The sequence below is a fragment of the Brevibacillus sp. B_LB10_24 genome (assembly GCF_046036945.1).
Lineage (GTDB): Bacteria > Bacillota > Bacilli > Brevibacillales > Brevibacillaceae > Brevibacillus_C.
Genome location: NZ_JBJQOQ010000001.1, coordinates 361,860 through 375,585, shown reverse-complemented (window position 1 = coordinate 375,585; position 13,726 = coordinate 361,860). Strand labels below are relative to the sequence as shown.

Sequence of the window (13,726 nt, the reverse complement as noted above, 5' to 3'; positions counted from 1 at the left end):
TACCTCAGTATAGTGGGGAAAACGTGATTTCTCCATCTTTCACGTGAAATCGGCAGCGGGAAAACTCTTGTTTGATAAAACGCACCAGCTTGCCGAACACAAGCTTAACTCCAGGATACATCACGACTTGTGCTTCGACAACGGCAGGAATCTCGTCACGAAGCTCCTCTTCCAGCTCCCGGTAGCGGTTTTCCAGCTCTTTGATCTGTTTATCCAGCGCCATCCGCGTGTTGGTTAACTTGATCTGCAGCAGTTTCTTGTCGGGAGGGAGCTGGCCTGCCGTGTTCATTACTTTGTCGATCACACCAAGGCCCTGATCCGTCTTTTTCAGCGTTTCGTACAAGCTTTGAAGTTCGTTTGAAATCGATTGCATTTCCTTGCGGATTTCTGGTCTGGCTCCTACTTCCACGTTGGTCGGAGTTGAGCTTGAATTGCCGATAACGCGTGCCACAACCATTTTTCCCGCCTGTATCAACCCGCCGATGATGCTTCCCTTTGTCGACGTACAGATGACATTTCTGCCTGCCCGCACCTGGGAAAACATGATGCTCTGCGCTACGGTAATATCATTTCCGGCAGTCACGTTGCCATTTTGTATATAGGAAGCGACGACGTCATATCCGGCGTTGACATGCCCTTTGTCCTGCGCGGCAATTCCGTTTTTAATGTGTACGGAGCCGCCCGCCTCCAGTTCTGCCCCTTCAACGCTGCCATAAATGCGAATATCCCCTGAGGCTTTGATGCGAAATCCGCTGGGGACATTGCCGCGTACGACGACAGTGCCGACAAAATCGATGTTGCCCACGCTAAAATCGACGTCGCCGTTTACTTCGTACACGGGAAAAATATTTAATTTGCCGCCTTCTGAAAAGGAGGCCTGTCCGTCGATTGCCGCATACAGCAAGGTCTTGGTTTGGTCAAGCAACACGTTTTTTCCTGCTTTCAGCGGGAGATCCCGTCCCGCCTTTGCGGCAATCGGCGCTCCGTCCACACCCATACCGTCGATCCCCGGTGTAGGCGGATGCTTCCGCGCCAGCAATTGCCCGCGGACAATGTTGGAGATCTGGGTGACGTTGTAAAAATCGACACGCCCGCCATCCAGCTCCTTCGGTTTCGAGGCGTCCTTCTTTTGTTCAAAGGTGTACTCTACTTGTGCGTCTACTCCATTCTCAGGCGGTTTGCCGACTGCTACGGTGACAGGGATATCCATGTACGACTGTGGAGAGTTGCAAACTCGGTCGACCACATCCTGCAAGATTCCGTACGTGACCTCATGTTTCTGCAGCTCAGTCATCAGCTGGTTCGCAGTGAGTGAAAGATGGCTCCCATCTCCTCGCAAAATGAGGTCAGCAGCAAGCTTGTCGGCTGATACGCGCACTTCCATTTGAAAGGGTTGCTGTGCCATACATTACCTCCCAGGTTAAGTAATGTCTTACATCAATTGGCTTTTCCACCGTGTCAGCGATGAACGCAGACGAGAGACTGCTTTTGAATGCAATTGGGAGATTCGTGATGGGGATAGATTCATTACCTCAGCAATTTCAGTAAGTGTCAACTCCTCAAAATAAAACAGGGATACGACTAGACGCTCTTTTTCCGGCAGCTTGTCTATCGAGCGGGACAACACCTCCTTTAGACTTCCCAGTTCAGCCACCCGCTCGGGTCCCGGCGTCGTATCGTCGACAATGTATGTATGGCGGGCGGTTTTTTGCTCGTCTTCATCCCCTACAGCTTCGTCAATGGAGATCATCGTCGAAATCGAAGTGTCGTAGTAGACCTGCCTGAGCTCCTTTTCGGTGATTCCAAGATACTCGCTTACTTCCTGATCGGTCGGTGTCCTCAGGCAGCTTTGTTCCAGTACCGTGTGGGCTTCCTCGATTTTCTTCGCCTTGTCGCGAATCGTTCGGGGGATCCAGTCTGCCTCCCGCAAGCCGTCAATCATCGCGCCGCGGATCCGCCACATCGCATAGGTTTCAAACTGGAGGCCGCGGGTATGGTCAAATTTGGCCAGGGCATCCAGCAATCCGAAGCGGCCGTAGCTGATGAGATCGTCTTTTTCCACGCTTGCCGGCAACCCGATGGACAATCGGTTTGCTACCTTGCCCACCAGCGGCAAAAACTGCTCGACAAGTTCTTCTTCAGCCGACCTGCTGCCTTCCTCTTTCCACAGAACCCACTTGTCAAACTCTTTGGCTTTGTCACGAACACTTGCGCGAGCCATGCAAAACACCACCTTTACTCATCAGAAAATCGTCGAATGGTATGGACTAGATCGGACGTCCGGTAAGCGTCATCCTGCTTTTCCAGCCGCGGAATCAGCAGCGGTGAAAACTGAGCATCCCCTTCTTTGGGCTGCGGTGCCGGTTCACCTGTTTCCGTATTCGCCGGCATCGGTTGACCCTCTCCGCCCTCGTCTGGTGTTGCCTCGTCAGGCGTGACCAGATCGACGCGATTGCCGGTGCTCTCCTCTTCCGGCGGTTTCCCGAGTATCAACTGAAATGCCCAGCGCACCACAAAGGCAGCCAGAAAGAAGATGACGAACGCGTAACAGCCCCGCACCAGTGAAACCGAGAGCAGATTGCCGGGGAGCGCAAATATGAACGTCAAGATAAAGGCAGTGAGGCCAAGTGACAGATTGATAGAAAGAGATCTGATCATTGCTCAAACTTCCTTCGTTCCTTGATTTACTGTGCGGATCATCAGCATTCCGGTTTGCGAATCCAATTCGATGGTCCGGCCGAAGCTGCCGCCTGTATCCTCTGCCACAATCGGTATGTTTTTCAACGCTAGCATCTCTTTGCAGGCGTCGACATTCCGCGGACCAATCCGCATCGTATCGCTGCCGGAGAGGAAGGAAAACATCTGGGCCCCTCCAGCCAGCTTTGCTACGGTATGGCGAAGGTGGGCTCCGGCTGTTTCCATCTGCTCAATCAGCGCCGGAATCGCGGTATCGGCATATTTTCCGACGCTGGTTGCAGCCGTTTTGCCGAGTGTTGAGTGGGGCAGCATCACGTGGGCCATGCCGGCGACCTTGTTCCTCTCGTCGTAAAGTACGACACCGACGCAAGAACCAAGGCCCGTCGTCCTCAGCCGGCTCGGCGGTCTTGCCACCCCCAGGTCAGCCATGCCAATTTTAATAATTTCCATCGAACGGAACTCCTAATGAAGTAAATAGTTTTTCAAAAGATCCTGGATCGGGAATCAGCGAGAAATGGCCCTGAACCGCCTCGCTGCCTTCAAAAAACAAGGTATCGATCGTCAGTGCGTAATCCCCCACCTGTCCCAGCTGGGTCAGCCCGTGGCTAAGCAGCGCACCGGCCATGTCGATCGCCAGCGACGGCACAGAGGGCTGCATGGCCAGTTGGGTAAAATCGGCAAGGGAGGACAGGTAGGAACCAGCCAGAATGTTCCCGATCTCCCGAAGCGCGGAAACCTCAATTTCCGACATCGGCTCCTCTTCGTCCTTTTGCTCCAGGCCGAGCAGCTCAGTCAGCATATTGCGGGCGGACGGCAGATCGATGATGAAAAACATATTTCCCGGACAGTCCCCTTCCACCCGTAAAAACACCGAGACGACAACTTCTTCGGGCCCTCCGACGAACTCGGCGATTTCGTCAAAAGGAATGATGTTAACCTGCGGCACTCTCATGTCAATGTTTTTCTGAATCAATTGCGATAAGGCCGTAGCCGCGTGACCGGCACCGATGTTGCCTACCTCGCGGAGTACGTCTAGCTGAAAAGCGTCAAGCTTCGTAAGATTTGCCATACTTAAACCTCGAGAACATCAAGCTGTTTCATTTCATCGGTGTTGAGCACCTTGTCCAGGTTAAGCAGGATCAACAGGCGCTTGTCCAGTTTGGCTACCCCGCGCAAATAAGTGGCTTTCACTCCGCCTACGACCTCAGGCGGCGGTTCAATCGCGCTCTGCGGTATGTCAATGACGTCGTTCGCGGCGTCGACGATTAAGCCTACTTCCAGTTCGCCGAATGCAACGATGATAATCCTCGTCGACTCCGTATAATCTCCCTCTTCAAGACCGAAGCGGCTGCGCAAGTCGATGATCGGCGTGACTACGCCGCGCAGGTTGATCACGCCCTTGACGAATTTTGGCGTCCGCGGAACACGGGTGATGTGCTCCAGCTTCTCAATCGAGTTCACCTGGCTGACCTCTACTCCGTACTCTTCGTCCCGCAGCCGGAACACGATGACCTTCACTTCTGCCTCAAGCTCTTTATGCTCGATCATGAAAAATCCCTCCCTTTATCTAATCAACATATTGCAATCGAGGATCAGCGCGACCTGTCCGTCACCGAGAATGGTCGCCCCTGAGATTGCAAATACATTCGTCAGGTATTTGCCCAATGTTTTCAAGACGATTTCCTGCTGTCCGATGAAGGAGTCTACGACAATCCCGGCCATTTTATCTCCTTTCCGGACGATGACGACGGACACTTCGTCCGTCTCGGCAGGGTTCGGAATCGAGAAGATCTCCTTCAACATGACGAGCGGTACGACCCTGCCGCGGAAATCAATCACCTTTTGACCGTGAACCATCATGATCTCCTCTTTGCGGTATACGGCAGTCTCAATGATCGAACTGAGCGGAACCGCGTACTTTTCGTCGCCGATTTGTACCAGCATGGCCGAGATGATCGAAAGGGTCAGCGGCAATTGAATGAGGAACGTGGTTCCCATCCCCAGCTTCGAGTCTACGCTGACCGATCCGCCGAGCGATTCGATCTTCGTCTTGACGACATCTAGGCCGACGCCGCGTCCGGAGATGTCGGAGACGACTGCCGCCGTGCTGAACCCGGAGTGGAACAGGAAGTCGAACACCTGTTTGTCACTCAGGCCCTCCGCTTGTGCCGGCGTGATGATGCCCCGTTCGATTGCCTTGTTCAGAATCTTGTCCCTGGGAATGCCGCCCCCGTCGTCGCTGACCTCAATCAACACGTAATTGCCGCTGTGATAAGCCTTCAAAGCAACGGTTCCTTCCTCCGGCTTGCCGGAAGCGAGGCGAACCTGCGGCGATTCGATGCCGTGGTCGATCGAGTTGCGTAGCAGATGGACAAGCGGGTCGGCGATTTCATCGATAAAGGTACGGTCCAACTCCGTTTCCGCGCCCTCGATTTCCAAATTCACCTTTTTGTTCAATTCCTTCGCCAAGTCGCGTACCATGCGAGGGAAGCGATTAAACACTTGTTCTACCGGCACCATCCGCATCGTCAAGATGATGTTCTGCAGATCTCCGCTGATGCGGCTCATATGCTCTACCGTTTCCTGCAGCTCGCTCTTGCCTAAATCGCGGGCCAGCTGTTCCAGTCTTCCGCGGTCGATGACCAGCTCACTAAACAGATTCATCAAGATATCGAGCCGCTCGATATCCACCCGGATCGTCTTGCCGCCCTGCCGTTTTACCGCCGGAGCAGTACCGGTTTCAGCAGGTTTTTTGTCGGGTGATGCCGGTGCGGAGGCCGCGACCTCCTGGGCGGCGCTAACAACTTCAACGGTTTGCTTCGGCAGCTTGATTACTTCAATCGCTACATCGCTGATTTCGGAAACGCCCTCGATCAGGGAGCGAACCTCAGCTTCCGTCTTCGTCGACACGTACACGACCTCAAAAAACGTGTCAAAGCGCTCATTTTCAATCTCCTCGACGGATGGGACCGCTTTGATCACTTCCCCGTTATTCTCCAATTGGTCAAATACCATATAGGCGCGGGCCGCTTTTAGCACGCAATCCTCACGCAGACTGATGCGGATGCCAAACAGGTTGTAACCGTTGGCTTGCGACTCTTTCATCACGGAGACGGCGTAGTCGTCCAGCTGGTAATGGCGCAGGCCGTCTGCCGAATCCGCAGAATCTTTGCCGCCGGATTGTTTTGGCTCCTCAGACGGGCCGCCTGCGATTGCCTGCAGGTCGCCTGCGACGATCGCCCGCAGCTTTGCCACCGGTTCAGATACATCTGCCGAACCGTCACCGCCGTCAATGATGTTGTACACCATCGTCTCTATCAAATCGACACTTTGAAAGATGACGTCCATGATGCTGCTGTTGATCGTCAGCTTGTGGTTGCGAACCAGATCGAGAACGTTCTCCGCTTCGTGCGTCAGACTTGCCATGTCCTCAAAACCCATCGTAGCCGCCATCCCTTTCAACGTGTGGGCAGAGCGGAAAATTTCATTGACAATCGCTACGTCATCCGGTTGGTTTTCCAGCTGCAGCAGGTTTGCGTTAATCGCCTGCAGGTGTTCTTTTGACTCCTCGATAAACATATCCAGGTATTGATTTAAATCCATACCTTCCACCTCCCGCGGTCAGATCACAATTCGTACAAGCGTTTCAGCGATTTGTTCCAGCGGGACGATCTGGTCCGCCAGGCCGGCCTGAATCGCTGATCGCGGCATTCCAAACACGACACAGCTGGATTCCGCTTCGATTACGCTCGTCACCGTTCCTTGTTCTTTCATTATTTTTAAACCCTTCGTACCGTCGCTGCCCATTCCGGTCATGATGACCGCCCACTTTTTTATGTTTTGCAGCTTTCCAACCGATTCAAACAACACGTCGACAGCAGGGCGAAGCCCGCCACGCGGTTCGCTTTGATTCAAGCTGGCGTACAATCTGCCATCGTCATTTTCTCTCACCTGCAGGTGGTACCCTCCGGGAGCGATATACGCGGTCCCGGGAAGGATCTCGTCTCCTTCTGCGGCCTCCACGACGCGAATCGCCGACAGTGCGTCCAGACGCTGCGCAAGTGATTTGGTGAAGCCTGGCGGCATATGCTGGACGATCAGAATCGGTGCTGGAAAAGAAGCGGGCAATGACGTGAGCACACTTTGCAGTGCCTTGGGACCGCCTGTACTCGTGCCAAGGGCGACGATTTTGCGGCCCGGCTTCACGTTGGGCAAAGGGGTATACAGCTTGGGCGCTTTGGGCAGCGGAACCTGCCACGGTTTACGCTTGGCGACAGACGCCAGCTTGACCCGTTCGATCAGTTCATCTGCAACTTTATGTATATCAAGTGAGATCGGGCCTGACGGCTTGGCGACAAAATCAAATGCCCCAAGTTCCAGTGCTTGAACGGTCGCTGTCGCCCCTTCCGTCGTCAAGCTGCTCAGCATGATCACCGGCAGCGGGGAGAGGCTCATCAGCTTTTCCAATGTCTCCAGGCCATTCATCACGGGCATTTCGATATCTAATGTAACGACATCAGGCGAGTGCTCTTTCACTTTTTGCAGACACTCCCGGCCGTTTCTGGCCTGGCCTACCACTTCGATGCCGGGATCATTGCCCAGGATGTCGGTTATAACCTTACGCATGAAGGCTGAGTCGTCAACGACGAGGACACGGATGTTTTTCATGACGGACAAATCCCTTCCTTATCGGTTCACATCACTTACGAATCCATTTTGTTATCCGGGTTAAAAACCCGCCTATTCCTTCTCCTTGCACCCCTTCGGCCCCTTTCTGCAAAAAGGCGTCAACAAGCGAACTGATGCTTTTAGACGCTTGTGTCTGGGGGTAGAGAAGGAAAAACGGAGTTTGCTGCTTTACCGCTTTTGATACCCGGATATCGTCAGCTATGTATCCCAAGGTCTCTACGTCCATCCCGAGAAATTGACGCGCGACCAAGGTCAGCTTGTCGGCTGTCTGTTTGCCTTCCCGTTCGGATGCGACCCGATTGATCACCATTCGAATCCGCATTTGTGCGTTGTGGGAATGAATCATTTTGATCACTGCATAAGCGTCCATGATGGCGGTCGGCTCAGGTGTCGTAACCAGCAGGACTTCGTCGGCAGAGAGCATAAACTGCAAGGACTCATTGGTGATTCCACCTCCGGTATCGAGCAGGACGGTATCGACATGCCCCTGCAGAGAGCTGATCTTGCCCAGAAACCGGGACAGATCCGCATCGTCAAATTGCGTTAATTGGGTAAATCCGGAGCCGCCGGCGATGAACTCCAACCCGTCCGGACCGCGTTCGACGACATCCCAGACCGTTTTATCCGGCTGCAGCAGATCAAGCAAATGGTGCTTGGGGGATATCCCCATCAGGACATCCAAATTGGCGAATCCGATATCGACGTCAAGGATCATCACCTTTTGCCCTTGGGCTTTCAGTCCCAAAGCGAAATTCAATGTGAAGTTTGACTTGCCAACCCCGCCCTTGCCGCTTGTGATCGTCACGATCCGCGTCTTGCGCATTCCCTCTCGCAGAAAAAGGCGTTCGCGAAGCTGCTTGGCCTGATCATGCATCAGCATCGTCTCCCAAAATGTAGTTGGCTACGACCTCCGATGTAGCTTCGACGATATCATCCGGCACATTTTGACCTGTTGTGATGTACGAAAGAGAAAGGTGGAATCGACAGGCGACGTTGACGATCGAACCGTACGTGTTGGTTTCATCCGATTTCGTAAAAATCACTTTGCTGACGGGAACGTCGGAAAAATTCTCGATGATCGCTTTCGTATCCTCATATTTTGCGGCGAGACTGAGCGTCAGATAATGTTCGCACTGTTCTCCCTGGCGCAAGAGCGCTTTGATCTCGCGGATAAACTCTTCGTTGCGGTAGTTGCGTCCGGCTGTGTCTACCAGGATCAGATCGCAGGCGCCGAGCCTGTCCTTTGCCGCGTCTATCTCTTCCGGAGTGAAGACAACCTCCAGCGGCGCGTTGAGGATGTTCGCATAAGTCTTCAACTGCTCCACTGCTGCAATCCGATAGGTGTCAGAGGTGATAAAGCCAACCCTGCGCCTTTCCTTGAGCATGGCCTCCGCAGCCAGCTTGGCGATGGTCGTCGTCTTGCCCACCCCTGTCGGTCCAAAGAAGAAAGCGTATTTGACAGCCCGGGGGATCGTCCGCGACCTGGCCATACTGTTGTCGAGCATTTGCTTCAGCAGCTCCGCGGCACGGGCAAATACCTCAGTCCGGCTTGCCGCAACCGGATCGGCAAACTGCCCCAAAAGCCGGGTCATGAGTTCTGCAACGATCTCGCGCTCTACCTCCTGATTCAGCAAACGATTCCTGACGTCGAGAAAAGCCGATGGCAGCGTGCTGCTTGCTTCCTCCTGGAATAGCATTTTTTGGAATAAAGAGCGCATCTGGCGAAGTTCGCTGACCAACTCCTCGCTTTGCGGTTTCACCGGGACCGGTTCCGGCTTGCGTCCGGCCTGGACTGGGTTCTGCACCCTGGGCGGTTCCGCCACCGAGGTGCCGCCCCGCCCGTATGCTTGCCTGGCCGCAGCCATCGGCACCGCTGTCGCTGCAGGCGCTGGCGCACTCCTGGCTGCCTCGCTAGGCTGTCTCTGCTCGTTCTGATTGGGTTCGACGGCTGCGATCACCTCAATCTTTTCCTTGCCAAAAAATCCGAGGAACCCCCTGGTCTTCACCGGTTTGGTGCCCAGGATAATCGCGTCCTTCCCAAAGTCGACCTTGATCTGTTCCAAAGCGTCCGGCATTGAATCGACAACATACCGCTTTACCCTCATGACAAGTTCACCATCCCTACGCTTTGTACTTCAATATGGGGTTCAAGCTCGTTGTAAGAGATCACAGGGATATCGGGCATCATTCGCTCCATCAGCTGCCGCAGATACATGCGGATGGCCGGCGAAGCCAAGACGATCGGCTGCTGCCCGGAATTGACCATTCTGCTGATCTCCTCTGACATGCTGTGATAAATCCGCTGTGAGGTTTCGGGATCCATCGCCAGGTAGCTTCCCTGTTCCGTTTGCTCGATTCTCTCCGATATCGCCTTCTCCAGCGACGGTCCAGCCGTAATGACGCGAAGCGGTTGGCCTGGCTCCGTATACTGTTGGGTGATCTGTCTGGATATGCCCTGCCTCACGTACTCCGTCAGAACTTCCGGGTCTTTGGTGTAAATGGCGTGGTCAGCCAACACCTCCAAGATAGCCGGCAGATTTCGAATCGACACTTTTTCCTTCAAGAGCTTCTGCAGGACTTTTTGTACCTCGCCAATCGACAGGAGTCCCGGAATTAATTCGTCGACCAGTACGGGACTGGTTTCCCTGATGTTGTCGATCAACGTGCGGGTCTCCTGGCGTCCGAGCAGTTCGTGAGCATGGCGTTTGATCACTTCGGTCAGGTGTGTCGCAACCACGGACGGCGGGTCGACTACCGTGTAGCCGGAAAGTTCGGCAATCTCCTTATTTTCTTCTGTTACCCATAATGCCGGCAGTCCAAACGCGGGCTCCGTTGTTTCTATTCCGACAACCGCATCATCCTCAAAACCCGGGTTCATCGCGAGGTAGTGATCGAGCAGAATTTCGCCCGCCGCCACCTGATTCCCTTTGATTTTGATCACGTACTCATTCGGGCGAAGCTGAATGTTGTCGCGGATGCGGATGACCGGAACCACGATTCCCAGTTCGAGGGCGCACTGGCGGCGGATCATGATCACCCGGTCGAGCAGGTCCCCGCCCTGCTTCGAATCCGCCAATGGAATCAATCCGTAGCCAAATTCAAACTCAATCGGATCGACCTGCAGCAGACTGACGACGCTTTCCGGACTGCGAACTTCCTCAATTTGCTGTTCTTCCTCCTGCAGCGCCGTCTCCACCATCTGCGTCTTTCTGCTCCGGTCAAGCTGCCAGCCGAGAAAAGCCAGCAGCAGTCCGACCGGGATGGTCGACAACGGACCGATCGGCGTGACGATGCCAAGCAGCGCGATCACCCCTGCAACGATGTAGAGCAGCCTGGGGTATGCAAACAATTGCGCCGTGATATCGTCGCCGAGTCCGCCTTCCGAAGCGGCCCGGGTCACGATGATGCCGGTTGCAGTCGAGATCAGCAAAGCCGGAATTTGTGCGACCAGCGCGTCGCCGATCGATAGCTTGGTAAAGGTCTTGAGCGAAGTGGCAAAGTCCATGCCGTGGATGGCCATCCCAATGATGAAGCCGCCCAATACGTTGATAATAAAAATGATGATTCCCGCAATGGCGTCCCCTTTTACAAACTTGCTCGCGCCATCCATGGCTCCGTAGAAATCTGCTTCCCGCTCGATTTTTTGGCGGCGGCTGCGCGCTTCCCCTTCCGAGATCATCCCGGCATTCAGGTCGGCGTCAATGCTCATCTGCTTCCCTGGCATCGCATCCAGCGTAAAGCGGGCTGCAACCTCCGCGACCCTCTCCGACCCCTTGGTGATGACGATGAATTGGATCACAATCAAGATCAGAAACACGACAAAACCCACTACTTCGTTGCCGCCTACGACAAAACTGCCGAACGCTTCGATGACTTTCCCGCTTTTCCCTTCATTGAGGATATTCCGGGTAGTCGATACGTTCAGGGCCAGACGAAACAGTGTCGTGATCAACAGCATCGTCGGAAAGATGGAGAATTGCAGCGCTTCCTTGGTGTTCATCGAGACGAGCAGGATGACCAGAGCGAGAGAGATATTCATCACCAGAAGAACGTCCAGCAGCGCCGCAGGCAAAGGGATGACCATTGCGACCACGATGCTGATGACGAAGAATATGACTCCAAATTCTTTCAGCTTGCTTCCCACGTCGTCTCTTCCTTTCGTTCTCTATCTTCTTCTTGCTGCCTTTCCTTGCAGCTTGTACACGTATGCCAGCACTTCTGCTACTGCTTTGAACAGTTCCTCGGGAATTTGCTGGCCGATCTCCACTTGGCTGTACAGCGCTCTGGCAAGTGGCTTGTTTTCCATGACTACGATCCTGTTTTCCTTGGCGATCTGCTTGATTTTTAATGCCAGGTAGTCCTGCCCCTTGGCAATCACAGTCGGCGCGCTCATCTGGGCCGCCTCGTACTTGATCGCCACAGCGAAGTGCGTCGGGTTGGTAATCACGACATCCGCCTTGGGCAATTCCTGCATCATCCGGCGCATCGCCATCTGACGTTGGCGCTCCCTGATCTTGCTTTTGATCAGCGGGTCCCCTTCCGTCTTCTTATACTCGTCTTTAATGTCTTGCTTGGACATCCGCAGGTTCTTTTCGTATTCGTACCGCTGATACAGGTAGTCAAAACACGCCCAGACCAGCAGCAGAACACCGATCATCAGCCCCAGCTTGACAGCCTGTCCGGCGGTAAAGGAGAGCACGATTTCCACTGTCTTCATCGGCAGTTTGATCAACTCGTCCTTGGCTGCCAGCAGGATGACGTAAGCGATGTACAAACCGGTACTGATCTTAAGCAGGGACTTGGCCAGTTCTACCAGGCTGCGCAGAGAAAAGATGCGCTTGAAGCCTTTGATCGGATTGATCTTTTCCAGCTTTGGCTTGATCGGTTCGACGGTGAACAGATTGCCTACCTGCAAGTAATTGGTCATTACCGCCGAGATGAAGATGACGCCCAATACCGGAGCTGCGATCTTCCCTCCTGCAAAGGCAACCTGCTGGATCATGACCTTCAGATTCTCCTCGTTTACCTCCCACAGCGTGTAGGTCATAAGCGACTGGCGGAGAATGCTCTGGAACACTTCCAACATCCACGAGCCTGACATCAGCAACAGAAAAAACGTCATGACAAGCGTGATCGCCGGCGACAGCTCAGAGCTTTTTGCCACCTGGCCTTTTTTTCGCGCATCCTGCTTTTTTCGCGGCGTCGCCTTTTCCGTCTTTTCGCCGTTAAAGTACTGCAGGTCGATTGGAAACAGCATGTTTGTCTGTCTCATCACGTGCCTCCCAGGAGCTTCATCATGTCGGACATCGCGGCAAACATCTTTCCGAACAATCCGCTCAAGACGTAGAAGAAACCGGGCAGGACGATAAACAGGATGAGCAGGCCAGAGACAATTTTTATTGGCAAACCGACCACAAAGATATTAAACTGCGGCACGGTTTTGGCGATAATACCAAGAGAGAGATCTACGAGAAAAATTGCCACGACGACTGGCGCGGCCATCATGAAGCCGCTCATGAACATGTAGGAAAATACCTTTAGGACCAGTTGAACGAGCGACTCGCTGCCAAACGAAAGCCACGCCCGGTCGATCGGAACCGCCTGATAGCTGGCGAGTATGCCGCGAATGATCATGTGATGGCCATTCGTCGCAAGCAAAAACAAGGTGGCCAAGACGTTTTTAAAACTGCCGGTAAGCGGCACGTAAGCGCCCGTTCGCGGATCGATCACGTTGGCCAGCGCAAGGCCGAGCTGCATATCGATCATCCCGCCGGCAACCTGAACGGCGTAAAACAACAGCTGCAGGATCGTTCCCAGCAGCAGGCCGACCAGCGCTTCCTTGACAGCGTAAAGGACAAAGCCCAAGTCCAGCGGGATCGGACCGGTATAAGGTACGAGCGAGTAGCTGATAAAAGCTGTTGCAAGCGCCAGGCCGATTTTAAACTGATTGGGCACGCCACGGAAAGAAAATACCGGCGCCGAGACGAAAAAAGCGGTCAAGCGGACAAACACGAGTAAAAAAACGGATAATTGCTGCTGAATCAACTCCATATGCTATCCCACAAATCGGTGTAAATTTCCGTAGATGCTCATTGTAAACTCAACGAGAGTTTTCAACATCCACGGAGCAAATACGAGCAGGGCCAGCATGACCGCGACAATCTTCGGGATGAAGGCAAGCGTCTGTTCCTGAATTTGCGTGGTCGCCTGAAAAATACTGACCAGCAATCCGACGACCAAGCCAATCCCCAGCGCCGGAGCGGTGACCATCAAGATGGTGGAAACGGCTCCCTGGGCTATCTGCAATATCAATTCTGTACTCATTTCGCCCTCCTTCGCC

General features: G+C 53.9%; 14 protein-coding genes. All 14 read right to left on the bottom strand.

The features are described 5' to 3' along the window. Positions 1-4 precede the first annotated feature (4 nt). From ACI7RC_RS01925 to fliQ, 14 genes are read right to left on the bottom strand one after another with little or no spacing between them, the layout of a single operon-like run. Complete coding sequence (locus tag ACI7RC_RS01925) at positions 5-1,405, bottom strand: flagellar assembly protein A (RefSeq protein WP_408106522.1); 1,401 nt, start codon at positions 1,403-1,405, stop codon at positions 5-7. A gap of 27 nt (positions 1,406-1,432) precedes the next feature. Then, positions 1,433-2,221: a FliA/WhiG family RNA polymerase sigma factor gene (locus ACI7RC_RS01920; protein WP_408106521.1), complete on the bottom strand. Its 789-nt coding sequence runs from the start codon at positions 2,219-2,221 to the stop codon at positions 1,433-1,435. Between the two features lie 14 nt (positions 2,222-2,235). Then, a complete protein-coding gene (locus ACI7RC_RS01915) occupies positions 2,236-2,658 on the bottom strand; it encodes a hypothetical protein (RefSeq protein WP_408106520.1) in 423 nt (140 codons plus the stop codon). Between the two features lie 3 nt (positions 2,659-2,661). Continuing rightward, positions 2,662-3,147 carry a chemotaxis protein CheD gene (locus ACI7RC_RS01910; protein WP_408106519.1) on the bottom strand — a complete coding sequence of 162 codons (486 nt, stop codon included), beginning with the start codon at positions 3,145-3,147 and terminating at the stop codon, positions 2,662-2,664. After that, the gene (locus ACI7RC_RS01905; protein WP_408106518.1) at positions 3,134-3,766 is read right to left on the bottom strand and encodes a chemotaxis protein CheC; all 633 of its coding nucleotides are present in this window, start codon (positions 3,764-3,766) and stop codon (positions 3,134-3,136) included. Before ACI7RC_RS01905 ends, ACI7RC_RS01910 begins: the two co-directional genes overlap by 14 nt. Before the next feature lie 2 nt (positions 3,767-3,768). Next, entirely contained in the window at positions 3,769-4,245 is a 477-nt protein-coding gene (locus ACI7RC_RS01900) for a chemotaxis protein CheW (RefSeq protein WP_408106517.1), read from the bottom strand. Between the two features lie 15 nt (positions 4,246-4,260). Continuing rightward, positions 4,261-6,300 carry a chemotaxis protein CheW gene (locus tag ACI7RC_RS01895; protein WP_408106516.1) on the bottom strand — a complete coding sequence of 680 codons (2,040 nt, stop codon included), beginning with the start codon at positions 6,298-6,300 and terminating at the stop codon, positions 4,261-4,263. Between the two features lie 18 nt (positions 6,301-6,318). Further along, complete coding sequence (locus ACI7RC_RS01890; RefSeq protein WP_408106515.1) at positions 6,319-7,365, bottom strand: protein-glutamate methylesterase/protein-glutamine glutaminase; 1,047 nt, start codon at positions 7,363-7,365, stop codon at positions 6,319-6,321. 31 nt (positions 7,366-7,396) lie between these two features. Beyond that, complete coding sequence (locus tag ACI7RC_RS01885) at positions 7,397-8,260, bottom strand: MinD/ParA family protein (RefSeq protein ID WP_408106514.1); 864 nt, start codon at positions 8,258-8,260, stop codon at positions 7,397-7,399. Continuing rightward, positions 8,253-9,491: a flagellar biosynthesis GTPase FlhF gene (flhF, locus tag ACI7RC_RS01880; RefSeq protein ID WP_408106513.1), complete on the bottom strand. Its 1,239-nt coding sequence runs from the start codon at positions 9,489-9,491 to the stop codon at positions 8,253-8,255. Before flhF ends, ACI7RC_RS01885 begins: the two co-directional genes overlap by 8 nt. Beyond that, a complete protein-coding gene (gene flhA / locus ACI7RC_RS01875) occupies positions 9,488-11,530 on the bottom strand; it encodes a flagellar biosynthesis protein FlhA (protein ID WP_408106512.1) in 2,043 nt (680 codons plus the stop codon). Before flhA ends, flhF begins: the two co-directional genes overlap by 4 nt. Positions 11,531-11,551: 21 nt before the next feature. Further along, complete coding sequence (gene flhB, locus ACI7RC_RS01870) at positions 11,552-12,658, bottom strand: flagellar biosynthesis protein FlhB (protein ID WP_408106511.1); 1,107 nt, start codon at positions 12,656-12,658, stop codon at positions 11,552-11,554. After that, positions 12,658-13,437 carry a flagellar biosynthetic protein FliR gene (gene fliR, locus ACI7RC_RS01865; protein ID WP_408106510.1) on the bottom strand — a complete coding sequence of 260 codons (780 nt, stop codon included), beginning with the start codon at positions 13,435-13,437 and terminating at the stop codon, positions 12,658-12,660. The genes flhB and fliR overlap by 1 nt, the downstream gene beginning before the upstream one ends. Before the next feature lie 3 nt (positions 13,438-13,440). Then, positions 13,441-13,710 (bottom strand): flagellar biosynthesis protein FliQ, encoded by a 270-nt coding sequence (fliQ, locus tag ACI7RC_RS01860; RefSeq protein ID WP_408106509.1) that lies wholly within the window; start codon positions 13,708-13,710, stop codon positions 13,441-13,443. Between the last annotated feature and the right edge of the window lie 16 nt (positions 13,711-13,726).